A 24,856-nucleotide genomic window follows, 5' to 3' on the forward strand; every position below is an offset into this window, starting at 1 on the left:
TCAGTTGTGCCCGTGCCCGGGGGTGCCGTGGTCGGCGCCCTCGGTCGGCGCGGGTCCGCTCGGGCTGGGAACGACCCCGGTCGAGGTGCCGTCGGTGACGACTGTGAACTCGGCGGTGTGCACCGCCCCACCGTGCCGGAAGTCGAGGTAGAGCCGGTAGCTGCCGGCCGACGGCACCTCGGCGAGGAAGGTGACCGCCGGGCCGGGTCGGGTCCGCCCGTTCCCCGGTGTCCCGTCCGGGTGCACGTGCAGGTAGGCCAGATCACCTCGGCGTAGCGCCACCAGGTGCCCGTACGCGCCCAGGTAGGGCTCCAGGTCGGTGACCGGCTGACCGTCCCGGCTCACGGTCAGGGTCAGTTCCGACGTGCGGCCGGGCTGCGGCGCGCCGGTCAGGGTCACCGTGTAACCGTCGACGGTGGTGCTGGTCGAGGGTGCCGGCAGTGGTCGCTCGGTCAGCTCGCCGGGGACTGTCACGTCCACACCGAGGGTCAGGGGCTCCGCCCCGGTCGGGGCGAAGTCGGCGAAGGCCCGCCACTGCCCGGCGCCGGCCAGCGGGGTGTCGACCCGCCAGGTGCCGTCCGGGGCCAACTCGGGGTGCACGTGCCGGAAGCCGGAGAGGTCCCGCCGGACGACGATCAGGTGCATTTGCTTGTCGTGCGCCACGTCGTAGCGGGTCACCGGGCGTCCGTCCGGCCCGACGATCCGGAAGGCGAACTCGTCGGCCGGCGCGTCGACAGTTTCGAGGGTGTAGCCGTTGTCGGAGACGAGCAGGCCGCCGGGGAGGCGATCGGTGGTCCCGCCCCCGCCGGTCGCGGGAGCCGCGCCGTCGTCGTGTCGACTCTCGGCCGCCGGGGTGCTGTCGACCACCCGACCGATCCCGTACGTCGTGCCGAAGACCGCCGCCAGTCCGACGGCGAACACGCCCAACTTCGTCACGGTGCGCATGGCGGCCCTCCGATCACGCGTCAACGAGGTTGTAGCCGGCCTCGTCGACGGCGGCCCGGACGACTTCGGTGTCCAACGGCTGGTCGCTGTCGACGGTGACCCGGCCGGTGGCGAGGTCGACCTGGACCTCGTGCACGCCCGCGATGCCGCCGACCTCGGCGGTGACCGCGCTGACGCAGTGCCCACAGGTCATGCCCTGCACCTGGTACGTCGTGTTGACCATCAGAACGTCTCCTTACCGGTACGGGGTGGGGGTATCCCCACCGGGAGCGACGGTACCATACCCCCCGGGGGTACGCTATCCTTGCCGGCATGACCACACCCGCCCCGATCCGGGGGTACACCGCCAGCAAGGACCAACTGCTCGCGCGACTCCGCCGGGTCGAGGGGCAGGTCCGGGGCATCGAGAAGATGGTCGACGACGACCGTTACTGCATCGACGTGCTCACCCAGATATCGGCGATCCAGGCCGCCCTCGACAAGGTGGCGCTCGGGCTGCTCGACGGGCACGCCCGGCACTGCATGCACGAAGGGGCGGCCGAGGGCCGGGCCGACGAGATGGCCACCGAGATGATGGCGGCGGTCGGCCGGCTGATGAAGCGCGGCTGACACCCTCAGTCAGTGTCGAGACGGACCCGACGGAGCAACTGCGCGTTGAGCGCCACCACGATGGTGGACGCGGACATCAGCACCGCGGCCACCGCCGGGCTCAACGCCACACCCGCCCACGCCAGCACCCCCGCCGCGAGCGGCAGAGCCACCACGTTGTAGCCCGCCGCCCAGGCCAGGTTCTGACGCATCGTGCGGTACGACGCCCGGGACAGCCGGACCACGGCGCCCACCCCACGCGGGTCCGACGACGCCAGCACCACCCCGGCGGACTCGATCGCCACGTCGGTGCCCGCGCCGATCGCGATGCCGACGTCCGCCCGGGCCAACGCCGGCGCGTCGTTGACCCCGTCGCCGACCATCGCCACCGTCAACCCCCGCCGTTGCAGGTCCGCCACCCGCTCGTCCTTCTCCGCCGGCAGCACCTCCGCGAAGACCTCGTCGACGCCGGGCCGGAAGCCGAGTTCGGCAGCGACCGCCTCCGCCACCGGGCGGGCGTCACCAGTGATCATGGCGATGGTCCGGACACCCTCGGCGCGCAGTTCGTCGACGGCCCGCCGGGCCTCCGGGCGCACCTCGTCGGTCAGCGCGAACGCGCCGAGCACGGCCTCCGGCAGCCGCACCAGGTGCAGCACCGCGGCGCCCCGCGCCGACCACCGGTCGGTCGCCACCTCCAGCTCCGACGGGAGCGACACACCCAGTTCCCGCAGCAGCGCCGCACCGCCCACCGCGTACTCCGTACCGTCGATTGTCGCCCGCACACCGCGGCCCGGCAGCGACCGGAACCCGGCGGCCGGGAGCGGGCCGGCGGGCCCGGCCGCCGCCACGATCGCGCGGGCCAGCGGATGCTCGCTGTCCGACTCGACGCCCGCCGCGATCCGCAGCGCCTCGTCCCGTTCCGTGCCCAGCACCGTCGCCACGTCGGTCACCGCGTGTTCGCCCCGGGTCAGCGTGCCGGTCTTGTCGAAGAGCACCGCGCCCACGGTCCGCATCCGCTCCAACGCCAACCGGTCCTTGACCAGGATCCCGGACCGCGCGGCCAACGCGGTGGAGAGCGCGACGACGAGGGGAATGGCGAGACCGAGCGCGTGCGGGCAGGCGATCACCAGGACGGTGACCGCGCGGACCACCGCCTCGTCGGGTCGACCGAGCGCCGCCCAGACCAGCACGGTCAGCACGGCCGTGCCGGTGGCGACGTAGAACAGCGCGGCGGCGAACCGGTCGGCCAGCAGTTGGGCCCGCCCGCCGGAACCCTGGGCCTGCGCGACCATTCGCTGGATGCCGGCGAGCGCGGTCTGCTCACCCAGCGCCTCGACGCGTACCCGGATCGCCGAGTCGGTGGCCACCGTGCCGGCCACCACCCGGTCACCCACGGACCGGGCGACCGGCCGTGACTCACCGGTGATCATCGACTCGTCCAGCTCGGCGTCACTTTCGACGACGCGGCCGTCCGCCGGCACCCGACCGCCCGGACGGACCAGCACCACGTCACCGACCCGCAGGTCGGACACCGCCACCGCCTCGACCTGTCCGTCCGCCGCGACGCGCTCGGTCTCGTCCGGCAGCAGCGCGGCCAGCGCCGCGAGCGCTCCCCGGGCCTGCCCGATGGCCTTCATCTCCTGCCAGTGGCCGAGCAGCATGATGGTGACCAGCGCGGCCAACTCCCACCAGAAGTCCAGGTCGAAGGCGCCCACACTGGTCGCCAGGGACGCCGCGTACGCGACGGTGATCGCCATCGCGACCAGCAGCATCATTCCGGGCGCGCGGTCCCGCACCTCCCGCACCGCACCCACGAGGAACGGCCAGCCGCCCCACCAGAACACCACCGAGCCGAGCACCGGGCCCACCCAGGAGCGGCCGGGTACGTCCCCGCCCAGGCCCCACTGATCCCACACCAGGTGGCTGGTCAGGACCACCGGAACGGTGAGAGCCAGACAGACCCAGAAGCGCCGGCGGAACATCTCGGGATCGTGCCCGGCGTGCTTGTCGTGCCCGCCGTGCTTGTCGTGCCCTCCGTGATGGGGTGGCCCGACCGGGACGTGCTGGCCGGGGTCGGGCGCTGACGACGCGGACATGTCTCCACGATGCCCGTCCAGGGACCGCCACGCGGGCGGTTCCACCACCGACACTCCGTCACGACCTGCGTCCCCCGACCGTGCTGGTTAGCATTCCCCACGATGACCCCCGGTAGACCGAGGCACGAACGGGCACCCGCGCCGCCGCGCGGTGGTGTCGCGGCCGGCCGGTCCGGTCCGACCCTGACCGTCCGTGACCGAACGGTCGTCAGCCGGCGAACCCCCGCGTTCCCCCACCACGTTTCCGCAGTGACGGTGAACCGACCGGCCCACTGACACGTACCCCGCACCGGATCGTTGGGAGTCTCACCTTGGGTTCCGACCACGCCCGTCCCGCTCCGTCCGCCCCGCCCCGGGTGCGACGGATCCTCGTCATGACCGTGGTGCCCCTCTTCGTCGCCACCGTGATCGCGGCCGTGCTCCTCTGGCCACGCGGCGGGTCACCGCAATCCGACGGCGGGGCGGACGTGCCGCGCTACAGCGGCACCGTGACCCGGGTGGTGATGGAGCCGTGCCCGCCGTCGCCGTCGAGCCCCGAGGGCACACCGAGCATCGGCGACGGGCGCTGTGGCACCGTCGACGTCCGCGTGGACGACGGGCCGTCGGCCGGCCAGCGGGTCGAGACGCCGGTGCCCGACGGGCCGGGCGCACCCCGGGTGGAGGTCGGCGACGAGGTCATCCTGGTCGAACTGACCGACCCCACCGACCCCACCATCAGCAACTGGAACGTCGCCGAGCACCAGCGGGGCACCCCGATGCTGTGGTTGGCTGTCGTCTTCGCCGCCGCGATCGTCGCGTTCGGTCGGTGGCGGGGTCTCGCCGCGCTCGCCGGCCTGGCCGCCAGCTTCGCCATCCTGCTCACCTTCGTGCTGCCGGGCATCGGCGCGGGCAAGTCACCCCTGCTGGTGGCGGTGGTCGGCGCCGCCCTGATCATGTTCGTGGTGCTCTACCTGACACACGGGGTCACCGCACAGACGTCGGTAGCGGTGCTCGGCACCCTGGGCAGCCTGGTGCTGACCGGCGTGCTCGCCACCATCGCCACGGCCGCGACCCACCTCACCGGCTTCGGCAGCGAGGAAGCCACCACCCTGTCGATGTTCCAGGGCGACGTGGACCTGCACGGCCTGCTGCTCGCCGGAATCATCATCGGATCGCTCGGGGTGCTCGACGACGTGACGGTCACCCAGGCGGCCACCGTCACCGAGCTTGCGCACGCCAACCCCGGCCTTACCCGGTTGCAGCTGTACCGTGCGGCAACCCGGGTCGGTCGGGCGCACATCGCGTCCACTGTCAACACCATCGTGCTGGCGTACGCGGGCGCGTCGCTGCCGCTGTTGCTCCTGCTCACCGCCGACGCGCGGCCGATCGGGCAGATCCTCACCAGCGAGTTCCTCGCCCAGGAGATCGTGCGCAGCGCGGTAGCCACCCTCGGCCTGATCGCCGCCGTGCCGCTGACCACCGGACTGGCCGCGGTGGTGACCGCCGCCGGTCGCACGGACACCACGTCGGCCGCCGACGCTCCCGCCCCACGACCGCAGACGGACCGGGCGGAGGCGCTGGCCGCACTTGTCTCACCGCGAACGGGTCACCCCGAGGAGTCGGACCCGACGCGGACTCCACCCCCATCTACCGCCGCCGACCGGTGGCCGGAGCCGAACAGGAGCACGGATACGACATGGTGACACTCCTCAGCGTGACCAGATCGGGCCTCCACCCTGAGAACCGCGTCACTGGTCACTCAACGCTATGGCGAAATGACGCTTTTGGTCGGCATCCAGGCGTAGCTCACCCGGTCGACTCTCGGGTAACCTCGCTGCCGGTCACCGATGAAGGCGCGAAGCGGCGTCTGCGGTGCCACCGCCCAATCGCCAACCGGCGAGCCGGGGACCCAGGTACGTGGGGTGAATCCGCGTCAGCGGTAGGGGCCACTTCCGCCCCGAACCCGTCAGCTAACCCGGTCGGCGGTCGAGGGAAGGGAACATTGTGACGGCACCCCTACGCCGCTGGTTGACACCCGTGGTGGCCGTGATCGCCGCACTCACCGTGCTCGCCGGGCCCCTCCCGGCCCACGCCGCCCCGACGAACCCCACCCCGTCCGGGCACGAGGAGGACGGCGAGCCGAAGCTGCTCACCGACGTCATCGAGCAGGCCAACCGCGACTACTCCGCCGCGAAGTCCCAACTGGACAAATCCAAGAAGCGGCAGAGCGAATTGGCGCAGGAGGTCGATCGGGCCCGGGCCGACCTGGACGCGCTGGCCCCCCAGGTCGGGCAGATCGCCGCCCAGTCGTACCGGACCGGCCGCATCGGCGCGCTCGCGATGCTGTTGGAGAGCAAGGCCCCGGACGCGTTCGTCCAGCGCGCCTCGCTGCTCGACGAGATGAACATGGTCAACGAGAAGAAGCTCGCCGAGGTCAACACGGTGAAGGCCCGCGCCGAGCAGGCCAAGCTACTTCTCGACGCGGAGGTCCGCGAGCAGCAGAAGCAGACCGCCGTGATGGCGAAGCGGAAGAGCGAGGCCGACAAGGCGCTCTCCCTCGTCGGCGGGAAGGGCTTCACCGGCGGCCTGGTCGACGCCACCTCGAAGGTCGCCAAGATCGGCCCGGGTCGCACCGCCGACGGTGACTGGAAGCCGCAGTCGTGCAGCGAGAAGGACCCGACCACGTCGGGTTGCGTCACCCCCCGCACGCTGCACGCGTACAAGGAGGTCAAGGCGGCCGGCTTCAACCGGTTCGTCGGCTGCTACCGCTCCGGCGGGCCGTGGGAGCACCCGAAGGGCCGCGCCTGCGACTGGTCGCTGCAGAAGAGCGGCTTCGCCCCGTGGCACAACGACGACACCCGGAAGTACGGCAACAACGTCGCCGCCTTCCTCATCCGCAACGCCGACCGACTGGGCATCTACTACGTCATCTGGAACCGGCAGATCTGGTTCCCGGCGACCGGCTGGAGTTCGTACAGCGGGCCGTCGAACCACACCGACCACGTCCACATGTCGCTGCTCTGACCCGCAGGACATTCGTCGAGGGCCGTTCCGCGTCGCGCGGAGCGGCCCTCGTCGCGTCCGGCCGCGAAAGGCGCGGCCCTCGTCAGGTCAGGCCGCTGCGGGCGCGGCCGGGTCGGCGTCGAGAGTCGTGAGGCCGGCCGGTACGGCGGCCACCGGGCGCACCTCTCCAGCGGCGAGCCGGTACGACACACCCACCACCGCGCACCGCCCCTGCGCCACCTCGCCGGCCAACACGGGCGACTGCCCGAGCAACGTCTCGACGGTCTGTGCGATGTGGATGTCGACGATGCCGTTGATGTCCTGCACACCCGCGGCCTCGGCCCGGCGCAGGCTGGGCAGCACGGCGTCGACCACCGCGGGCAGGTGCCCCGGCGGTCGGGCGCCGGTCGCGGCGGCCTCCCGGGCCGCCTGCACCGCGCCGCACGAGTCGTGACCGAGCACCACCACGAGCGGGGTGCCGAGCACTGTCACCGCGTACTCCACGCTGCCGAGCACCTCTGGGCCGGCGGTGTGGCCGGCGGTCCGGACCACGAACAGGTCACCCAGTCCGCGGTCGAAGATGATCTCGGCGGCCAGGCGGGAGTCGGAGCAACCGACGATCACCGCGAACGGGTGCTGCCCGTCGGCCACGGCGGCCCGGCGGCCGGCGTCCTGGTTGGGGTGGCGCGGAGCGCCGTCGACGAAGCGCCTGTTGCCGGCGATCAACTCGGTGTAGGCCAGAGCCGGCGCGCTCGGCGCGGCTGCCCGGTCGGTGGTCCGCTGTGGCCCCGGCTGCCCACCGGTAGTTCCGGAATGACTCATCCCCGCACCTCGTCTCGATGCATCTGACCTGGTCAAACGGCTTCAGGTGGGCCGGCGGCGGGCGGCGGCTCGGGGTCAACGGTCACACGCACCGAAAAACGCGTCAAGGGATGCGTGATATAGATTTCATACGTTGACCCGGAATCGACCCGCGGGCGACGCACCGAGGGCGGGCATCCGCAGAGGCGGTCACACGATGACGAACACGTCCGGCAGCGGGCGAAACTGGACATTCCTCACCAACCACGGTCACGTTCTGCTGGCCATCGCCCGCGACCCCACCGCCCGACTGCGGGACGTCGCCGCCGAGGTCGGGGTGACCGAACGCGCCGCGCAGGCCATCGTCGCCGACCTGGAGGCGGACGGATACCTGCACCGCACCCGCGTCGGCAGGCGCAACGAATACACCCTCAACCCGGCCGGCCGGTTCCGGCACCCCGCCGAAGCCGACCGTCAGGTCGGCGCGCTGCTCGCACTGTTCGCCGAGACGCCCACCGCGGACGTCGACCCCCAGGCCTGACCGTCGTCGCCGGGCCGATGCCCGACCGGGCACAGCGGTAATCTCTGCGGGTGCGCGAATGCCCGCCGTCGAGCGCGACCCCCTCGTCCCGCCATGCCACCCGCGCTGTCCTCAGTGGAATGCTGGCGCTACTGCTCGGCACCGGCCTGGTGGCACCCTCCCCGGCCAGCGCCGCACCCCCCACCTGCGGTCCCGAGGGCGAGGAGGGCCTGGCACAGATGCCGTGGGCGTTACGCCGTCTGGAACCAGCATCGGCGTGGCCACTGTCCCGCGGCGCGGGAGTGACGGTGGCGGTGATCGACTCCGGGGTCTCCGCGACCCACCCGCTGCTCAGCGGCCAGGTGCTCGACGGTCGCGACTTCAACGACCTGCCGGCCAACAAGGGGCAGTGCGACCTCGTCGGGCACGGGACGATGATCGCCGGCATCATCGCCGGCCGGGAAGGCACCGGCGTCCCGTTCAGCGGCATCGCCCCGGCCGCCCGCATCCTCCCCATCCGGGTCCTGCCGGACCTCAAGGACACCGACGACCCGCAGCTTCCCGGGCAGATCGCCGCCGCGATCGACTGGGCGGTCGACCAGGGCGCCGACGTGATCAACCTGTCGCTGACGACCATCCCCGGTCCGGAACTCACCGCCGCCGTCGACCGTGCGCTGGCCAAGCGGGTGGTGCTCGTCGCCGCCGCCGGCAACCAGCAGGAGGGGCAGCAGAGCAGGCCTGGTTATCCGGCCGCGTACCCCGGGGTGCTGGCCGTCGGCGGGGTCAACGAGGAGGGCGGTCACGTCGGCACCTCGATCAGCGGTGACTACGTCGACATCGCCGCGCCGGGGCTGAACATCATCGGGCCGGCGCCGCGGGGGGCCGGCTACCGCGCCGAACCGAACGGCGGCACCAGCTACGCCGCCGCGTACGTCTCGGGTGCCGCCGCGCTGGTCCGGGCCGCCTACCCCGACCTCACCCCGGAACAGATCGCCGAACGACTGGAACGCACCGCCGACAACCCGCCGGAAGGTCACAACGCCGACATCGGTTACGGCATGGTCAACCCGTACCGGGCGGTGTCGAGCATCCTGGGCACCCGGACGAACCCACCCGCCAGCGCGATCCCCGCGCCGATGGCAACGGACGACCCGTTGGGCTGGCAACGCACCGCCGCGATCTGGACGGCGCTGGTCGGCGGGCTGATCGCCGCGCTGCTGCTGATCGGGCGACCGATCGTCAGCCGGGGCCGCGAACGAGGTTGGCGCCCGGGCCGACGCACCGACGCGCCAACCGCCGGCTGATCCGCCGGGTCGGCAGCACCTCGCCGGGGCAGAAACAATGCGGCTCCGGCCCGGATCGACCGGACCGGAGCCGCACCAACGGGCTTCTCAGCCCCACACCTTCGAGTTGCTCATCTCGGTGGAGACGTAGTTCTCGCGGGCGATGCCGACAGCGCCGCCGATCTCGTTCAGGATCCGGTTGATGTCCCGGACCGCCGTGTCCCACTTGGCCTGGTGCTGCTCGTAGGCAACCCGGTCCTCGCCGTCCCAGTGCAGCTTGGACAGCATCGACCGCAGCGTGTCGAGCTTCTCGTCGATGGTCTTCGAGATGGCCTGCATCTGCTGGTTGCTGCTCTCGAGGACAGCGTAGTCAACTTTGATCGTCACGATTTCCTCCTCTGCTGCCTGCGGATCACGGGTTGAGAGCAGAGTGGAACTTGTCCAGCATCTGCTGCTGCTCTTCGTCGTTGACCTGGTGCGTCGTACCCGACTTGTCGAGCAGGTCGGCGATGTTGTCCATCGCCGTCAGCAGCTTGACGGTGTCCTCGTTCCAGCGCGTCATCAGCGACTGGAAGCCCGTGGACGCCTGGCCCTTCCACGCCATCGCCAGGTCGTCGACCACGTTCCACAGCTTCTTCAGCTCGCCGTCAACCTCGCTGCGCGTGGACCGCACGTCACTCGCGGCGGTATGCAGAGTCGCTGCTTCGACCTCGAACGCCATGCTTCACACCCCTCCGTCATCTTGTGGTGGCGGCTTCGCCGCACCCCTCCCCCGCGGCAAGGCAGCAACACCCCACCGACGGACACTCCAGTGAAGACCGTAGCGGAACCCGACCAGCCCTCGCAGCCCTGACCACCGAAGCCCGATGGATGGTGGTGGATCGGACCAAGCCGGCCCGGCACGTCCCACCGAACGACAGGCGTCGGTCACGCCGGCTCGGCCCACGCGGTCTGGATCAGCTGCTGGCCGTCCCGCCGGCGGACCAGGGTGCCTCGACCCGGTGGCTGTGGACTCGGCCGCAGCGTCCCGAAGACCGCACCCTCCTCCCGGCTGCCGGACATCAGCAGGCCCGGGGAGTCCAACTCACGCAACCGTTGCAGCACCGGCTCGTAGAGCGCACGGGACACCCCGCCGACCCGCCGCGTGATGATCAGGTGCAGGCCGATGTCACGTGCCTGGGGCAGCAACTCCTGGAGGGCGCTGAGCGGATTGCTGCCACCGGAGGCGACCAGGTCGTAGTCGTCGACCAGGATGTAGAGGTCCGGACCCTTCCACCAGCTGCGGTCGCGCAGTTGGGCGGTGGTCACGTCCGGCCCGGGCAGCCGGTTGGACAACGCGCTCCGGATCGAGGCGAGCCCCTGCGCGAACGCCTGGTTGGACGGCGCGTAGTCCAACAGGTGATCGCCCTCCACCGCACCGAGCAGACCACGCCGGTAGTCGGCGATCACCAGGCGGGCCTGCGCGGGCGTGTACCGCTCGGTGATGCCCCGGGCGATCAGTCGCAGCAGGTTGGTCTTGCCGCACTCCGCGTCGCCGAAGACCGTCAGGTGCGGCTCGTTGACCAGATCCAGGTAGACCGGTGCCAGCGCCGACTCGTTGACACCGATCGGCAGACCGGGCGCCGACCGGTCGATGATCCGGGCCAACTCGCCCACCGGCAGCCGGCGGGGCAGCAGCCGCACCTTCGGCGCCGGGCGGCCCGGCCAGTTCGCCGCCACGTGCCCGGCCAGGGACACCGACGCCTCACTGAGGTCGTCGATGTCCCGGCGACCGTCGATCCGCGAGATCGCCGTGAGGAAGTGCAGCTTGTCCCGGGTCAGGCCGCGACCGGGCGACTTCTCCGGCACGTTCGTCGCCGCCCGGCGGTCGATCTCCGACTCGGACGCGTCACCCAGCCGCAGCTCCAACTTGGTGCCGAGCAGATCCCGCATGTTGATGCGGATCTCCGCCCACCGCACGGCCGTGAGCACCACGTGTACGCCGAAGCCGAGGCCACGGTTGGCCAGCGTGGTGATGGTCTGCTCCAGCTCCTCGTACTCCTGGCGCAGCGTGTTCCAACCGTCGACCACCAGGAACACGTCGCCGAAGGGATCGTCGACGAACTCGCCGGCGGCCCGGCGACGGCGGTAGCTGGCCACCGAGTCGATGCCGTGCTGGGCGAACCGCGTCTCCCGGTCGTCCAGGACGGCCACCACCTCGGCCACCGTCCGGCGTACCGCCTCGACGTCGCGTCGACCGGCCACCCCCGCCAGGTGCGGAAGCTGCTCCAGACTGCGCAGCGCGCCTCCGCCGAAGTCCAGGCAGAAGAACTGCACCTCACGCGGGGTGTGCGTGAGAGCCAGCGAGGCGAGCAGCGTCCGCAGCATGGTGCTCTTACCGCTCAACGAACGGCCGACGATGACCACGTTGCCGCCGGCACCGGCCAGCTCGACCATCATCGGGTCACGGCGCTGCTCGTACGGGCGGTCCACCACACCGACCGGCACTGTCAACCTGCCCCGCCCGGGCCAGGACGCGGTGCACAACCCGTAGGTCGGGTCGACGGCCAGCGCGCCGAGCAGCTCGCCCAGACCCGGCGGATCGGCCAGCGGCGGCAGCCACACCTGGTGGGCCGGGCGGCCCCGGCCCTTGAGCTGGTCGATCAGCACGTCGAGCATCGCCACTGCCTTGCCGTCGGCCGGTTGCTCCGGCTCGGGGGCGGCGGCCACCGGCATCTGCGGGAGCTGGGCCGGAACGAAGTCGAGGCCGTACGGCACGATCCGCCGCTGCACCAACGCCTGCGAGGCGCTCGCCTGCTGCCCCGGCGCCCGGTACGCCCCCGACACGTACGCGGCCCGGAACCGCAGCATCGTGCTGGTGTCGGTCTTCAGGTAGCCGTGACCGGGCGCGTTCGGCAGCTCGTACGCGTCCGGCACGCCGAGCACGATCCGGCTCTCCACCGCGGAGAAGGTACGCAGACCGATCCGGTAGGACAGGTGCGTGTCCAGACCACGCAGCTTGCCCTCTTCGAGTCGCTGGCTGGCCAGCAGCAGGTGCACGCCGAGCGACCGGCCCAGCCGGCCGATCATCACGAACAGGTCGATGAAGTCGGGCTTGGCCGCGAGCAGTTCGCTGAACTCGTCGCAGATGATCAGCAGGCTGGGCATCGGGGCCAGCGGCTCGCCGGCGGCGCGGGCCTTCTCGTACTCGAAGCGCGAGACGTAGTTGCCGGCTGCCCGCAGCAACTCCTGCCGGCGCACCATCTCGCCGGCGAGCGCGTCGCGCATCCGGTCGACCAGCGGCAGCTCGTCGGCCAGGTTGGTGATCACGGCGCTGGTGTGCGGCAGCGCCTCCAACGAGGCGAACGTCGCGCCGCCCTTGAAGTCCACCAGGACGAAGTTCAGCTCCTCCGACGAGTGGGTCACCGCCAACGCGGCCACCACCGTACGGAGCAGCTCGCTCTTGCCGGACCCGGTGGCACCGATCACCAGGCCGTGCGGGCCCATGCCCTCGTGCGCCGACTCCTTGAAGTCCAGTTCGACCACGTTGCCGTCCGGGCCGACACCGAGCGGGATGCGCAGGCGGTCCCGGTGCCCACGCGGACGCCAGGTGTTCTGGACGTCCACCGTCGCGGCGTCACCCACACCGAGCAGGTCCGGTAGCTCCATGCTGCGGGCCAGCGGCTCCTCGTTGCTGGTCTGCTGCTGGGACAGCCGGTAGGGGGCGATCTGTCGGGCCAGCCCTTCGGCGGCCTCGGCGCTGAGCTGGTCGGGTCGACCCAACGGCGACGACGAACTGCCGCGCACCAGGTCGAGCGAGCTGCCGTCGGCCACGTCGAGGCAGAGCAGCCAGCGACCGGCGTCGCGCGGAACCGTGCCGGACAGGTCGATAACGGTCGTGCCGAGCAACCCCGGCCCCACCAGCTGACAGGTCGGCGAGACCTCGCCACCGTCGATGACCACGACCAGGTGCGCGGCGGTGGTCAGCGGCTTCGCCTCGGGTGCGAAGCGGGGTCGTGCGGCCAGCTCACCGGCGAGCGCGGCCTCGGCCTCGGCCAGGCTGGCGAAGACCAGTCGGCGCGCTCCGGCCGCGTCCGTACGGGCGCTGTGGTGGGCGTGTGGCAACCACTTCACCCAGCCCCAGGACGGCTGCCGGTCCGGCGCGGCGACCACGGCGATCACCAGGTCGTCCGGTGCGTGGAAGGTGGCCAGTTGACCGAGCGCGGCACGGGTCAGGTTGAGCACCGGCTCACGGTCGCCACGCAGCACCACCCGGCTGAACGCGCGCACCGAGAGGGCGGTCGGCAGTTCGGGCACTGTGGAGTGTGCGCGGACGAAGCGCCGGAGCGCGATGGCGCTCATCGGCTCCAGGTCCTCGACCGGCTTCGTCTCCGGCGGGACGATCTCGACCGCCAGTCGTTGCGGGCCGAGGGCGATCCGGGTCTCGCCGAAGTCGTCTTCGGTGATCCGTCGCTCCCAGAGCCGACGGGACGCGGCGATCGACCAGAGCGCGTCGGGCTCCGGGTGCCGCCAGGCCATCGCGGCCCGCTGCTGCTCGGCCGCGCGCCGGGTGCGCTTACGCATCTGCGCCAGGTAGCGCATGTAGTCGCGGCGGTCCGCGTTCAACTCGGCCTTGTCCTTGCCGCCGCTGTTGGCCAGCGAACCGATGGCCATGCCGAGCATCGAGACGCCGAAGAGCCCGCCGGCGACGTACGTCATCATGCCGCCGCCCTTGCCGGCGTAGAGGAAGGCCATCGCACCGACCCCGCAGAACATCGGCAGGATCATGAGCAGTTGCCCCATGCCGCGAGGTGTCGGCTCGGGCAGCTCGGGCGGCGACTCCAGCAGCACCTCACCGCGAGGTAGGGCCGGTCCCGGCTGACGCGGGAGCCGGCGGAACACCACCGTGCTCACGGCTGTCTCCTCCCCAGAAGCGGCCCTGATGACGTGCCGCCGCGGACCGGAGCCCGCGGGTGGGCATCGTACGTGCCCGCCATCGTAGGTAATCTGCCGTGGGCGCGGTGGACCCGGACCGCAGCATCGCGGCCAGCCGATCGCAGACGCACACCTGGAGGCCACTGTGGCGACGAAGACGGCGACCGGTGGGCTGAGCCGGATCACCATCGTGGCTCCGCGTACCCGGATGGATCTGGCGCTGCCGTCGGACGTGCCGATCGCGGACCTGCTCCCCACCCTGCTGCGTTACGCGGGCGAGGACCTCGCCGACGAGGGCGCGCGGCACGGCGGCTGGGCTCTGTCCCGGTTGGGCGGTGCGCCGCTGGACGGCGGGCGCACGGCCACGCAGCTCAGCATCCGCGACGGTGAGGTGCTCTACTTCAACCCCCGGTCCGCCGCCGCGCCGGAGATCGTCTTCGACGATGTGGTGGATGCGGTGGCGACCGCCACCAACCAACGTCCCGGAGCCTGGCAGGCCGGTGCGACCCGGTCCTTCGCCGTGGTCTTCGCGGCGGCGGCGTTCGGCGCCGGTGCACTCGCCGCGCTGTTCGCCGGCCCACCACACCTGCCCGGCGCGTTGGCCGCCCTGCTGGTCGCGGTGGCGTTGCTGGTCGGCGCGGCGGTGCTGTCCAGGGCCGCCGGCGACAGTCAGACCGGTGCGGTGCTGGCCATCGTCGGCCTGACGCACGCCGCCACAGGCGGTCTGCTGCTGCTCGCCGGTGACCGGCCGCTGACCGAGTTGGCCAGCCCACACGTGCTGGTGGCGGCGACCGCCGCGGTGGTCGCCGGTGCTGTCGCCGTGTTGGCTGTCGGTGACCGGTACCCGCTCTTCTTCGCCGCGATCGGGGTGGGGGCCGCGACCGGCCTCGGCGCGCTGCTCTGCCTGGTCTTCGACCTCGACGCGTCGGCCTCCGCCGCGGTGGTGGCCGCTGTGGCGTTCGCCGTGGTGCCGGCGCTGCCGATGACCGCCTACCGGTTGGCGCGACTGCCGGTGCCGTCGATCCCGACCGGTCCGGAGGATCTGAAGACCGACACCGAGTCGGTGGACGGCCGGCAGGTGCTCCAGCGGAGTGAGCGGGCCGACCAGTTCCTGACCGGTCTGTTGTGGACGTTCGCGCTCCTGGTGCTGGGTGCGCAGGTAGTGCTGGCTCTCGACGGCCGGTTGTCGGCGGTTCTGCTGTGCCTGGTGCTGGCGCTGTTGTCGCTGCTGCGGGCCCGACCGCTCCTGGGCCGCTCCCAGCGCACCCCGGTGCTGCTCGCCGGGACCGTGGGGCTGGGCCTGGCCGCCGCGGCCACCTTCACCGACGGGTCACTGCCGGTCAAGCTCGGTCTGGTCCTCGGCGGTCTGGTGATGGCCGCCGTGATCAGCCTGATCTACGGCCTGACCGTTGCCGGCAAACGCATCTCGCCGGTCTGGGGCCGACTTCTCGACATCGCCGAGATCCTGCTGATCATCGCGCTGGTCCCGCTCGCCTTCTGGGTGTGCGGGCTCTACGGCTGGATCGTCAACCTCCGGCCCTGACCCCCACCGCCACCCTGCCGGTCACTGCTGTCGCGAACGGGAGGAGGCTCCCAACGCCGACGCGACCGGCGCGCTGGCGTAGATGCCCGGCCCGTGCTGCCCGTCCACCGGTCGGGTGGACACGCCGGTGCGGTGCGCTACGTCACGGACCACCTTCAGCAGCGCCTCGACGTGACCGTCCATCGCGGCGATCCGGAGCAGCGGTGCTGCTACGCGACCGTCCATCGACACCGTCGCCGCCACCGTGTGCGACGGCGCCGAGGTCGCCGTGATCGCGTCGACGAGCGGGCCGAGGGGCGCATCCGTTCGCCCTCGCAGCGCCATGCACCGGTGGGTCCATCCACCGCCGTGCAGCCCACGCCAGGTCTCCGTCGGCGCTTCCGGCCCCAGGTCCAGGCCGGCCGCCGAGACGATGGCGGCGCGCAGCTCCTCCCGGCCCAGCGGCCGGTGGGCCAGGCCCGCACCGGTCAGCGCCTTGCCGAGACGACCGATGCCGGCAGCCAGGGTCCGGTGCACGCCGGGCAGCCCGCCGCCCCGGCTCACCGCCTCGACCCGCGCGTCGCGGACGGTGAGGCGCAACGCCACCCACACCGTCCGGTGCGCGGCCGGCGGTGCGCCGGGCGCCGGGTACCAGACCAGGGTGTGTGCGACGACCTGGGCCCGGGACACCGGGGCGCTGAAGTCGGCCAGTACGCGCAGCACCTGGTCCATCGTGGACGCGTGCACCGATCCGACCGTGGCGCCGCTGACGGACTGCAGAGCGACCGCCGCGAACCACCCCTGGGCGTCCTGCCCGATGCCGAGCCGGGTGCCCCGATCGGTCAATTCGATGATGCTCAGCTCGGGGGCGAGAGTGACCAACCGTGGGTCCGTCGCCGTGCCACCTGCCACCGCGGCCGACGCGCGCTCAGCACGGCTCCGCAGCCGCCGACGCAACAGCAGGTCCTCGAACCACCAGCGGCCTCCCCGTCGGGCGAAGGTGGCCAGGAGGACGAGCGCCCCCACGCCACCCGCAGCGGCGAGCAGCCAACCGGGACCGGCCGACGCCGCCCAGACGCCCAGCACGCACAACTCCAGCACGACGAGCTGCCCGACCAGTACCGGGCCGATTCGCCCCCCACCGGATCGGTCGCTCGGCGGCGTCGAGCGGGTCGTGGACGGGTCCGTGGCCGCTCGGGCGGGTCGTGCCTGAACCTGCGTCATCGCTGACTGTCCCTCCTGCACGTACGGCTCTGCGCCGGGTCGGTCCGACGTCGGCCACGAACGGTGGTCCCAAGGAACCCCGGTCGGCCCCTTATCGTAGGGAAGCCCGCGACGGCGCCCCGACCTGATCGTCGCGGATCCACCCTGCCGGAGGTAAGTCATGCGGACCCGCCGCGATCAGGTGCAGGCGTACCGCTTCGTCACCCGCCGGATCGTCTCCGCGTTGCTGTCGGGCGACCCGGAGACCACCAACCTGCCGATGCGAAGGCTCGGCATGGCTGTCTTCGGCAGTGTCATCACCGCGGCCGTCGTGCTCGGCGGGGTCGGCGCCTACGGTCAGCTCACCGGGAACACCGCGCCGCTGGAGGACCAGACCCTGGTCATCGAACGGGAGACCGGCGCGACGTACGTGTTCCTGGAGGGACAGCTCCACCCGACGCTCAACTACGCCTCGGCGCGCCTGATCCTCGACCAGCCGGACGCGACGGTGCGGACGATGTCCCAGGCCTCCCTGCGGGACCGCCCACGGGGGCTCACCCTCGGCATCGTCGGCGCGCCGGACGCACTGCCGGACCGCAAGTCGCTGACCGGTCTGCCCTGGTCGGTCTGCGACGTGCCCGATCCGGTCGACCCGCAGCGCTCCCGCACCCGGGTCGTGATCGACCGGGCGCTGCCCGGCGGCGTCCCGCTGGGCGACCGGGCGGCGCTCGTCGTCGTGGACGACCAGCGCTACCTGGTGACCAACAACGTCCGACTTCAGGTGCTCGGCGGGGACCAGACGATCACGGCGCTGAAGATGGCCGACGCCGCGCCGCTCCGGGTCGGGCAGCAACTGCTCAACGCCGTTCCGGCCGGGCCGCCGCTGCGCAAGCCGACACTGCCCGGCGAGGGCGAGTCCAGCACGCGGATGGTGGCCGACCGACCGGCCACCGTAGGCCAGGTGTTCAGCGCCGCCGGGCGGTTCTACGTGCTCACCCGGGAAGGGCTCGCCTCGATCAGTGAGATCACCGCCCTGTTGATGGTCGGCGGCGGCGGTCGGATCACCGACATCACGCCGAACCAGGCTGGCGAGTTGTTCGTCGAGCAGCGGGTCGAGGAGGAGGGGCTGCCGAAGACGATGCCCAGCTTCTACCCGACCAGCTCGGGTCAGACAGCGTTGTGCGCGACGTACCGGGCGAGCAGCACGGGCGGGCCGCCGACCACCACCCTGGAGGTCTTCGAACGGGCACCGGCCGAGCTGACCGACGCCGATCCGGGCCCGGTGCCGGTGCCGCAGACCAGGCGGGACGCCGTACGGACCACCGAGGCGGTGCTGCTGCCCGGCGGCAAGGGCGTCATCGCGCAGGCCTCACCCGGCGCCGGGACCAGCGGTTCCGGCGCTGCCGGGTCGACGATCTACCTGATCAGCCCGCAGGGCATCCGGTACCCGCTCGGTTCGGCGGCGACGCTGGGGGTGCTCGGCTACGGCGGGGTCACCCCGCTGGCGGTGCCGGGCTCGCTGCTCTCGCTGATCCCGACCGGGCCCACCCTGAGCCGCGACGCCGCGATGTCGGTCTTCTCACCCGAGGGGCAGTGACCGGGACGGATGGCTGAGCAGCGATGACGGGTCGCCCCGCGTCGTAGCCGTGGACTAACCTGGATGTCGCTGTCGGTTGTCAACCAGAACGACGGGGATGTTGCCATGACCGGGCGTACGGAAGTCGACCTATTGTCCCTTGAGGACTTCCACCAAAACCTGGCTTCGCGGCTGAGCCAGGTGGAGTCGGTGCTGCGCAAGCTCAACACCGAGATGCAGTGCCGCCCGCCTGCGCTCGGCACGTTCCTGGACGCGACCGACCAGGCGCGCCGCTACAGCGAGGTCCACCAGTCCTATGTCGACCAGGCCGAGCGAGTCCGGCAGGCGGTGCTGGCGGCACAGCAGGCGACCAGCACGATCCTGACCAACTACCGCACCGCCGAGGCGCGTAACGCGGCCAACGCCACCGATGTCACAGCGGCGCTGAACGGTGTCGATCGGGCGTTCGAGCCGAAGGAGGACGGGCGTGTCTGACTACACCCAGCGCTACCAGGGCAACACCCACCAGCAGCTCTACGACGGCGTCATGGCCGGTCAGCCCGAGCAGATCGAGGGTGTGGCCGCCCAGTGGGCCGAGCTCAAGGGAATCCTGGACGGTCTCGGCCGCGAGTTGAACGGCGACCTGGAGAAGCTGAGCAACACCTGGACGGGTTCAGCGGGTCGGGAGTTCAACCGGCGGCTCAGCCTGATCGTCGCCCACTCCGACGCCCTAGGCGACGGAATGGCCGGCATCAAGCAGGGGCTGACCATGATGGCCGACCATCTGCGGACGGCTCGCAAGCAGGCCGAGAGCCCGGAGGAGACCGACGACAACGACAAGGCGATCTCCGGTGCGGTGAAGGGTGCCGCCACCTTCGGTCTGCCGGGTGCTCTGGTCATGGGCATCGCGGGCCACCAGCAGGACAAGGAAGAGCAGGAGAAGGCCCACCAGCGGATGGTGAACCTGGTGGCCGAGCTGGCCGGCAGTTACGAGATCTCCGCCTACGACCGGGTCGTCGAGGCGCGCCTGCCACATCCGGACACCCCGGACGCCGCCCGCAAGGATCCGACGTCCCCGTCGGCTGTTCCGACGGTCGCCAAGGCGCACGCCGGGCCCGGCAGCACCGACGTCAGCGCGCGCACCGGCGACGCGACCATCGCGAGGCCCGACCGGGCCGCCGAGCCGCCGGGCGTCGGCGACGCCTCGGTCCCTGGCCAGCACGGCACGGGCACCGGTGGCGCGCCGGCCGTCGCCGGCGGTCCGATCGGCGCCGGCAGCGACTCCGATTCGCGGAGCACCACGCTGGCCGGGGCTGACCCACTCGTCGGTGGGGCGCTGGTCGCCGGTGGCGCTGCCGGGCTGGTTGGGCTGTCCGGGCCGAGCACTGCGACCCTCGCCGCCGGTTCCGGGCCCGGCCTGCTCTTCGGCGGGCAGGGCGGCGCGCCGGCCAGCGGAGTTCTCCGCACGGCGACGCTCGCCGGTTCGGGCAGCACGCCGACCACGTCGGTTCGGCCGGCCGGTGGGGCCACCCCGGCTGAGAGCCGCGCCGCCAGCGGGATCGGGCGCAGCATCGACGGCCAGCGTGGCGGCCGGGCCACGGCCGGCGGCAGCAGCCGGCCGGGCGGAGGCAACTCCGGTGTGCTCGGCGGGCGGGGCCGACCTCAGGACGACGACTCCGACGAGCGGCTGACCTGGTTGACCGAGGACGAGATGGTGTGGCGCGACGGTGGCGAGGCCGCGCCGCCGGTGCTCGGCAGCGGCCACTGACCACGGCCCCGCCGCAGGGCGCCGTTGCCCCCGCAGGCAGGCGACGAACGACGGCTGTGCCCCCGAACGGACCTGATCCGGGCGGGGGCACAACCGCTTCCGGGTGAGGTTCGGCACCGTCCATTGTGCTCAGGGTGGTGGTGGTCACGGCGGATCAGGCCGTCGCCGTGCTGCGGCACACCGCAGTGGGGGATAGGTTGGTCGGGTGTCGTCCGCAGCCTCTGTCCGCCCAGCCCGGTGGGCTGTGCTGCGGTCGCTGCGCGAACTGACCCGACTGGCGGTCACCGCGCTGGTGCTGGCGGTCGGCCTCGGTGGCGCTCTCGCCGCGACGCCGCCGCCCACCCCGACGCCGCTGCGGCCGAGCGCCGTGAGCAGCCGGGTGGCAACGGTCCGCCCGGATACGGGTCCGGCCACCGAGCGTGCCGGCCAGCCCGCAGCGCCGCCGACCGAGGCGGTCGACATCGTCGCCGCACCCGTTGTGGTCGCGGGCGGCCCGCAGTACACGCCGGCCATCGATCCCGGCCGTGGCACTCCGGCGCGGCGCGGTCCGCCCGCCCGCTGATCCAGTTCCGGCGATTTCCGAGGCCCGGTCCCGGGTCGTCCGTCACGGCAACCGAGTCTCCGCCGACGGGGCGCCCCCATCACCTGGCTGACCGGCACCGTCGGGCTCCTCCTGCCACCCGTCGATACCCGCCTTCGACCGCGAGGTGCTGATCATGCAGACCATCCTCTCCGCCGCTCTACCCGACCTGTCCCGCGCCGCCGTCATCTGGCTGAGCCTGCTCGGGGTGGTCGGCGTCATCGTCTCCGCGCTTCTGCTGCGGCCCGGCCGACTCCGCATCGACCCGGGTGCCCGGATCCGCCGCGCGGCCATGCCGAGTCAACTCGAACAGGTGCAGGAGGAACGCGAGCAGAGCCGGTACGCGCAGGAGGTCGCGGTGGCCGCGGAGCGGGCGACCACGTCCGCCCAGCGCCGTCGCGCGGAGTGGGTGACCGCGCAGGAGGCCGTCGAGGCAGCCTGGCAGGCGTACGAGGCAGCCGAGGCGGCAGTGCGCCGGCTCGCCGCAGCGGCCGCGATGCCACTGCCGCACACCGCCCGGACGCCCGCCGAGTACGTGGACCGCGAGCGCTACCTGCACCGTGCGGCGCTGAACGCGTACTGGCGGCGGGAGCTGTCGGTGGAGCAGCTCAGCGAGGTGTTCGCGCACCGCGACGGCTGGGACCCGCGGCTGCACCCGGTCGAGCAGGAGCTGGTGCTGCAAAGGGCGATCCGCGACAACCTGGCGGCGAGGCACGCCGCTGCTCGCGAGCAGGAGCAGGTCGCCTGGCGGGCTGCGGAGTTGGCCGTGGCGGCGGCCCGCAGTCTGCGCGAGGAGGCGCACGCCGCCACCGGGCGACGGGTCGCGGATCCGTCGGTGTTGCCGCTCAGCGAGGTGGCCCGGTCGGCGGCCGAGCAGACCCGGGAGAACGTCGAGCAGACCCGGGAGAACAAGGTGACGGCGCGCGGTCGTGCGACGGTGCCCGCGTTCTGAGCCGCCTGCCGTCCGGTGCGTTAGCGTGACGGCATGTCCCGACAGGCGTGGGTCCTCGTGGTGATCGCCGGCATCCTGGCGATCGCCACACTCGTCGGCGCCGTGGTGCTCGCGGTGCGGGTGGTGCGTACGCGACGGATGTTGACCGGGCTCGGCGCGGGCGGAAAGGTCGCCTTCTACGGGGCGCTGATCTACACGATCTTCCCGGTCGACGTGCTTCCGGACCCGATCTACCTGGACGACATGGGTGTCCTGGCCGCTGCGCTGATCTACCTGACCCGGCTCGTGCACAAGCGTCGGGCGGTCGGTCGGCGCCTGCCCGGTCAGCCGGACGCCCTGCCGGAGGGGGACCGCGCACACCGCGTGCCATGATCGGGGCCGGTGCGGCGGACAGGGAGCGGGCATGGCGGGCGGTCATCGGCTGGACGTACACGATGAGCGGGTTGTCGCGTTCTGCGCGGAACGTCACCTTGCCACGCTGACCACTCTGCGCGCCGACGGTACCCCGCACGTCGTACCGGTCGGGGTGACCCTCGACCCGGCGGCCGGACTGGCCCGGGTCATCACCTCCGGCACGTCCAGCAAGGCCCGCCAGGTGGCCGCCGCGGGTCCGGCGGGAGCGGCGGTGGCGGTCTGCCACGTGGACGGCCGCCGTTGGCTGACCATCGAGGGCCGCGCGGTGCTGCGGTCGGACCGCGCCTCCGTGGTGGAGGCGGAACGCCGCTACGCCGAGCGGTATCGGACCCCCCGTCCGAATCCCGGGCGGGTGGTCATCGAGATCACGGTGACCGGGCTGCTGGGGAGCCTCTGAACGATCGAGGGCCGGTGGAATCCCGCCCGACCTCCCGCCGTTACACCTGATCGCGACGGCCGCACCACGCCGCCGGCGGAATGTCCGCCGGAGCACTGCCGTTACGTCCCCGGTGCGCCAACGGCCGAACCCGCCGCTGGTCGCCCGCCGTGTTCAGCCGAGCGCCATTCCCGGTGCTGCGTCCTCCGCTGCGCGGAGACGTCAACCCCCGAACGGAGACTCGACAATGAATCCGATCGTCCAGAAGAGCGGTTTGTCCGTTGCCGGCCTGCTGGTCGCCGGTGGTTGCGCCCTCGGCCCGGCGGTAGCCGCCCAGGCCGCTCCGGCTGCCCCGGCACAGACGTCGACGAGTCAGACCCAGCGGTCCGCCGAGCGGATCCTCGGCGTCGACTACCAGGCCCAGCCCAACTTCTACTACTGCGGCCCGGCAGCGACCCGGATCGCGCTGTCCGCCCAGGGCAAGGCGCTCTCCCAGGACGAGGTGGCCAAGCTGCTCGGCACCACCGAGGCGGGCACTCCCTCGGCCCTGGACACCACCCGCGTGCTGAACGAGCTGACCGGTGGCAAGTACCGGACCACCGAGATCCGTGACTCCGTCGCCCGGCCCGACCAGGTCGAGCAGTTGCGTCGGGACGTCCTGGCGGCGGTGGACGCCGGCCGGCCGGTGGTCGCCAACATCAAGGGCACGACCGTCGACACCGACGGCAACCCGCACTCGTACGAGGGCGGCCACTACCTGACCCTCGTCGGCTACCGGGACGGTGGCGACACCATCCGGGTCGCCGACCCGGCCGACCCGGCGTTGGGCGAGTACTGGGTGAGCCTGCCGAAGGTCGCCAACTGGATCGCCGAGCGCGGCTACTCCTCCTGACCTGGACGGGATTCACCGGGCCGGTCTCTCCCGCGCGGGGAGGCCGGCCCGGCTCTCGTCGCGGGCGCGGGAGGCGAGGTGCGCGCGGCGACGCGCTCGGGTGGACCGCGCCGGCCGCACCCGACGCAGTGTCCGTCGGGCGGGCGGGTGCAGCTCCGCCTCGCCGGCACCGGCGGCCCGACGGACGACCCGGTTGGCGTCGTCGGGTTCGTACCCGCAGGCCCGGAGCAGGTCGCTGGCCGCGGTACGCAGTCCGGTGACGAGTGACTCGCCGAACGACCCGACCCCGCTCACCGCCGCACGCCCCGCCAGTCTGGCGCACTCCTCGATCAGCCGTCGGGTGCCCTGCGGGTCCTCACCGACCTTGCACTCCGCGCGCATCTCCGCGACCGCCCGACCCAGCCGACCGATCGCGTCCGGCAGCTCCGACGGGATCGGCTCGCCGTACTGCAGCGCTGTCGACGACCAGCGGGCCAGGGCTCGGCTGTCGAGCAGCAGACGCTCCAGGTGGTCGGCGCTACGGGCGTACCTGTGGAACTGCTGGCGGCGGTGCCAGCGGGCCGGAGCGATCGTCACCACCTCCTCCGCACCGCTCAGCGCGTCGTGCAGCCGACCCAGGTCGCTCTCGGTGTCGCGGAGCCGTCCCAGTACGCGAAGCGTCCCCTCGCCGTCACGTTCCCGCAGGGCCTGCGCCAGCTCGGCGAGTTGGTCGCAGAGCACTTCGAAGATCGGTGCCGCGGCTCGGTCCAGCACCCGCATCGGGTTGATCGGCAGCAGCAGCGCGACCACCACCAGACCGACCGCCCCGCCGACGAGCGCGTCGAAGATCCGGGGCAACTCCAGACCACGGTCCATCGGGGCCAGCGTGGCGATCAGCACCGCGGTACCGCCGGCCTGACCGACCAGCGCGCCACCCTTGCCGGCCACCAGCAGCGCGGCGGCGATGGCCAGCGCGACGACCACGCCGGTCTGCCACGGACCCGAGCCGAGCAGGTACCGCAGGGTGTCCCCGATGATGATGCCCAGCGACACGCCACCCAGCAGTTCGAAGGTGCGTCGGGCCCGCTGACCGATGGCGGTGGCGATCGTTCCGACGGCGGCGGCCGGGGCGAAGACGTGCGATCCGGGGCCGAGCAGATTCTTCGCGAGAAGAGCGGCGATCGCCGCGGCCAGCCCGGCCTGGATGGAGATCACCAGGGTGACCTCCCACTGTCGGGCCCGGATCCGGCCCGCCTGACCGCCCCGGTGCCGTACCCGCTCGACTGCCTGGCCGCTCCGCTCGGCAGCCTCGTCGAGGCGCGACCGATCGCTGTCGGCGGGTGGGCGGTCGTCGGCCATGGCGGCGGTTACCCCGGCGGGGAGGGGGCAATCGTGCCGGTCCGGCACCACCGGTCCCCGGGGCACCACAGGCCTCCTCCACCGCATCGTCGTCTGTAGGTTTGTG

23 protein-coding genes and 1 riboswitch are annotated in these 24,856 nt (G+C 72.3%); of the genes, 14 read left to right on the forward strand and 9 right to left on the reverse strand.

The window, feature by feature from the left end:
* Both O3438_RS19890 and O3438_RS19895 read right to left on the reverse strand, forming a co-directional pair.
* The gene (locus tag O3438_RS19890) at positions 1-945 is read right to left on the reverse strand and encodes a hypothetical protein (RefSeq protein WP_269681359.1); all 945 of its coding nucleotides are present in this window, start codon (positions 943-945) and stop codon (positions 1-3) included.
* 13 nt (positions 946-958) lie between these two features.
* Positions 959-1,168 carry a heavy-metal-associated domain-containing protein gene (locus tag O3438_RS19895; RefSeq protein WP_269681360.1) on the reverse strand — a complete coding sequence of 70 codons (210 nt, stop codon included), beginning with the start codon at positions 1,166-1,168 and terminating at the stop codon, positions 959-961.
* 89 nt (positions 1,169-1,257) lie between these two features.
* Here O3438_RS19895 and O3438_RS19900 point away from each other — a divergent pair, with 89 nt between their 5' ends.
* On the forward strand, positions 1,258-1,554 hold the full coding sequence (locus O3438_RS19900) for a metal-sensitive transcriptional regulator (RefSeq protein WP_088986622.1): 297 nt from the start codon (positions 1,258-1,260) through the stop codon (positions 1,552-1,554).
* A gap of 5 nt (positions 1,555-1,559) precedes the next feature.
* Here O3438_RS19900 and O3438_RS19905 read toward each other — a convergent pair whose 3' ends face one another.
* Positions 1,560-3,629, reverse strand: coding sequence for a copper-translocating P-type ATPase (locus O3438_RS19905; RefSeq protein ID WP_269681361.1), 2,070 nt, complete (start codon positions 3,627-3,629; stop codon positions 1,560-1,562).
* A gap of 311 nt (positions 3,630-3,940) precedes the next feature.
* Between O3438_RS19905 and O3438_RS19910 the strand changes: the two genes are divergently transcribed.
* Together O3438_RS19910 and O3438_RS19915 are read left to right on the forward strand one after the other, a co-directional pair.
* A complete protein-coding gene (locus tag O3438_RS19910) occupies positions 3,941-5,311 on the forward strand; it encodes a YibE/F family protein (protein WP_269681362.1) in 1,371 nt (456 codons plus the stop codon).
* Positions 5,312-5,477: 166 nt separating this feature from the next.
* Positions 5,478-5,608, forward strand: a riboswitch (cyclic di-AMP (ydaO/yuaA leader).
* A 4-nt stretch (positions 5,609-5,612) separates the two neighbouring features.
* On the forward strand, positions 5,613-6,632 hold the full coding sequence (locus O3438_RS19915) for a coiled-coil domain-containing protein (protein ID WP_269681363.1): 1,020 nt from the start codon (positions 5,613-5,615) through the stop codon (positions 6,630-6,632).
* An 87-nt stretch (positions 6,633-6,719) separates the two neighbouring features.
* Here O3438_RS19915 and O3438_RS19920 read toward each other — a convergent pair whose 3' ends face one another.
* Positions 6,720-7,433, reverse strand: coding sequence for a carbonic anhydrase (locus O3438_RS19920; RefSeq protein ID WP_269681364.1), 714 nt, complete (start codon positions 7,431-7,433; stop codon positions 6,720-6,722).
* Positions 7,434-7,629: 196 nt separating this feature from the next.
* Between O3438_RS19920 and O3438_RS19925 the strand changes: the two genes are divergently transcribed.
* On the forward strand, positions 7,630-7,953 hold the full coding sequence (locus O3438_RS19925; protein ID WP_269681365.1) for a helix-turn-helix transcriptional regulator: 324 nt from the start codon (positions 7,630-7,632) through the stop codon (positions 7,951-7,953).
* Positions 7,954-8,072: 119 nt separating this feature from the next.
* Complete coding sequence (gene mycP, locus O3438_RS19930) at positions 8,073-9,236, forward strand: type VII secretion-associated serine protease mycosin (RefSeq protein WP_269681366.1); 1,164 nt, start codon at positions 8,073-8,075, stop codon at positions 9,234-9,236.
* A gap of 87 nt (positions 9,237-9,323) precedes the next feature.
* On the opposite strand, the gene O3438_RS19935 is transcribed toward mycP, so the two are convergent.
* The 3 genes from O3438_RS19935 to eccCa form a co-directional block, all read right to left on the reverse strand.
* Positions 9,324-9,602, reverse strand: coding sequence for a WXG100 family type VII secretion target (locus O3438_RS19935; RefSeq protein ID WP_203174913.1), 279 nt, complete (start codon positions 9,600-9,602; stop codon positions 9,324-9,326).
* 25 nt (positions 9,603-9,627) lie between these two features.
* Positions 9,628-9,936 carry a WXG100 family type VII secretion target gene (locus O3438_RS19940; protein WP_088986628.1) on the reverse strand — a complete coding sequence of 103 codons (309 nt, stop codon included), beginning with the start codon at positions 9,934-9,936 and terminating at the stop codon, positions 9,628-9,630.
* Positions 9,937-10,142: 206 nt separating this feature from the next.
* Positions 10,143-14,108, reverse strand: coding sequence for a type VII secretion protein EccCa (gene eccCa, locus O3438_RS19945; protein WP_269681367.1), 3,966 nt, complete (start codon positions 14,106-14,108; stop codon positions 10,143-10,145).
* 166 nt (positions 14,109-14,274) lie between these two features.
* On the opposite strand from eccCa, the gene eccD reads away from it, so the two are divergent.
* On the forward strand, positions 14,275-15,672 hold the full coding sequence (eccD, locus tag O3438_RS19950; RefSeq protein WP_269681368.1) for a type VII secretion integral membrane protein EccD: 1,398 nt from the start codon (positions 14,275-14,277) through the stop codon (positions 15,670-15,672).
* A gap of 21 nt (positions 15,673-15,693) precedes the next feature.
* On the opposite strand, the gene O3438_RS19955 is transcribed toward eccD, so the two are convergent.
* The gene (locus O3438_RS19955; protein WP_269681369.1) at positions 15,694-16,875 is read right to left on the reverse strand and encodes a type VII secretion protein EccE; all 1,182 of its coding nucleotides are present in this window, start codon (positions 16,873-16,875) and stop codon (positions 15,694-15,696) included.
* A gap of 160 nt (positions 16,876-17,035) precedes the next feature.
* Here O3438_RS19955 and eccB point away from each other — a divergent pair, with 160 nt between their 5' ends.
* The 8 genes from eccB to O3438_RS19995 all read left to right on the forward strand — a co-directional run bounded on the left by eccB (position 17,036) and on the right by O3438_RS19995 (position 23,412).
* A complete protein-coding gene (gene eccB / locus O3438_RS19960; RefSeq protein WP_269681370.1) occupies positions 17,036-18,451 on the forward strand; it encodes a type VII secretion protein EccB in 1,416 nt (471 codons plus the stop codon).
* Between the two features lie 105 nt (positions 18,452-18,556).
* Positions 18,557-18,925, forward strand: coding sequence for a hypothetical protein (locus O3438_RS19965; RefSeq protein ID WP_269681371.1), 369 nt, complete (start codon positions 18,557-18,559; stop codon positions 18,923-18,925).
* A complete protein-coding gene (locus O3438_RS19970; protein WP_269681372.1) occupies positions 18,918-20,198 on the forward strand; it encodes a WXG100 family type VII secretion target in 1,281 nt (426 codons plus the stop codon). Before O3438_RS19965 ends, O3438_RS19970 begins: the two co-directional genes overlap by 8 nt.
* 205 nt (positions 20,199-20,403) lie before the next feature.
* Positions 20,404-20,760, forward strand: coding sequence for a hypothetical protein (locus O3438_RS19975; protein ID WP_269681373.1), 357 nt, complete (start codon positions 20,404-20,406; stop codon positions 20,758-20,760).
* Positions 20,761-20,914: 154 nt separating this feature from the next.
* Positions 20,915-21,730 (forward strand): hypothetical protein, encoded by an 816-nt coding sequence (locus O3438_RS19980; RefSeq protein ID WP_269681374.1) that lies wholly within the window; start codon positions 20,915-20,917, stop codon positions 21,728-21,730.
* A 33-nt stretch (positions 21,731-21,763) separates the two neighbouring features.
* Positions 21,764-22,102, forward strand: coding sequence for a YkvA family protein (locus O3438_RS19985; RefSeq protein WP_269681375.1), 339 nt, complete (start codon positions 21,764-21,766; stop codon positions 22,100-22,102).
* 31 nt (positions 22,103-22,133) lie between these two features.
* Entirely contained in the window at positions 22,134-22,541 is a 408-nt protein-coding gene (locus tag O3438_RS19990; protein ID WP_269681376.1) for a pyridoxamine 5'-phosphate oxidase family protein, read from the forward strand.
* Positions 22,542-22,767: 226 nt separating this feature from the next.
* Entirely contained in the window at positions 22,768-23,412 is a 645-nt protein-coding gene (locus O3438_RS19995; protein ID WP_145786049.1) for a C39 family peptidase, read from the forward strand.
* Positions 23,413-23,424: 12 nt separating this feature from the next.
* Here O3438_RS19995 and O3438_RS20000 read toward each other — a convergent pair whose 3' ends face one another.
* Positions 23,425-24,816 carry an FUSC family protein gene (locus O3438_RS20000; RefSeq protein ID WP_269681377.1) on the reverse strand — a complete coding sequence of 464 codons (1,392 nt, stop codon included), beginning with the start codon at positions 24,814-24,816 and terminating at the stop codon, positions 23,425-23,427.
* Positions 24,817-24,856 lie beyond the last annotated feature (40 nt).

The organism is Micromonospora sp. WMMC250, assembly GCF_027460215.1.
In the GTDB taxonomy this organism is placed as follows: Bacteria; Actinomycetota; Actinomycetes; order Mycobacteriales; family Micromonosporaceae; genus Micromonospora; species Micromonospora taraxaci.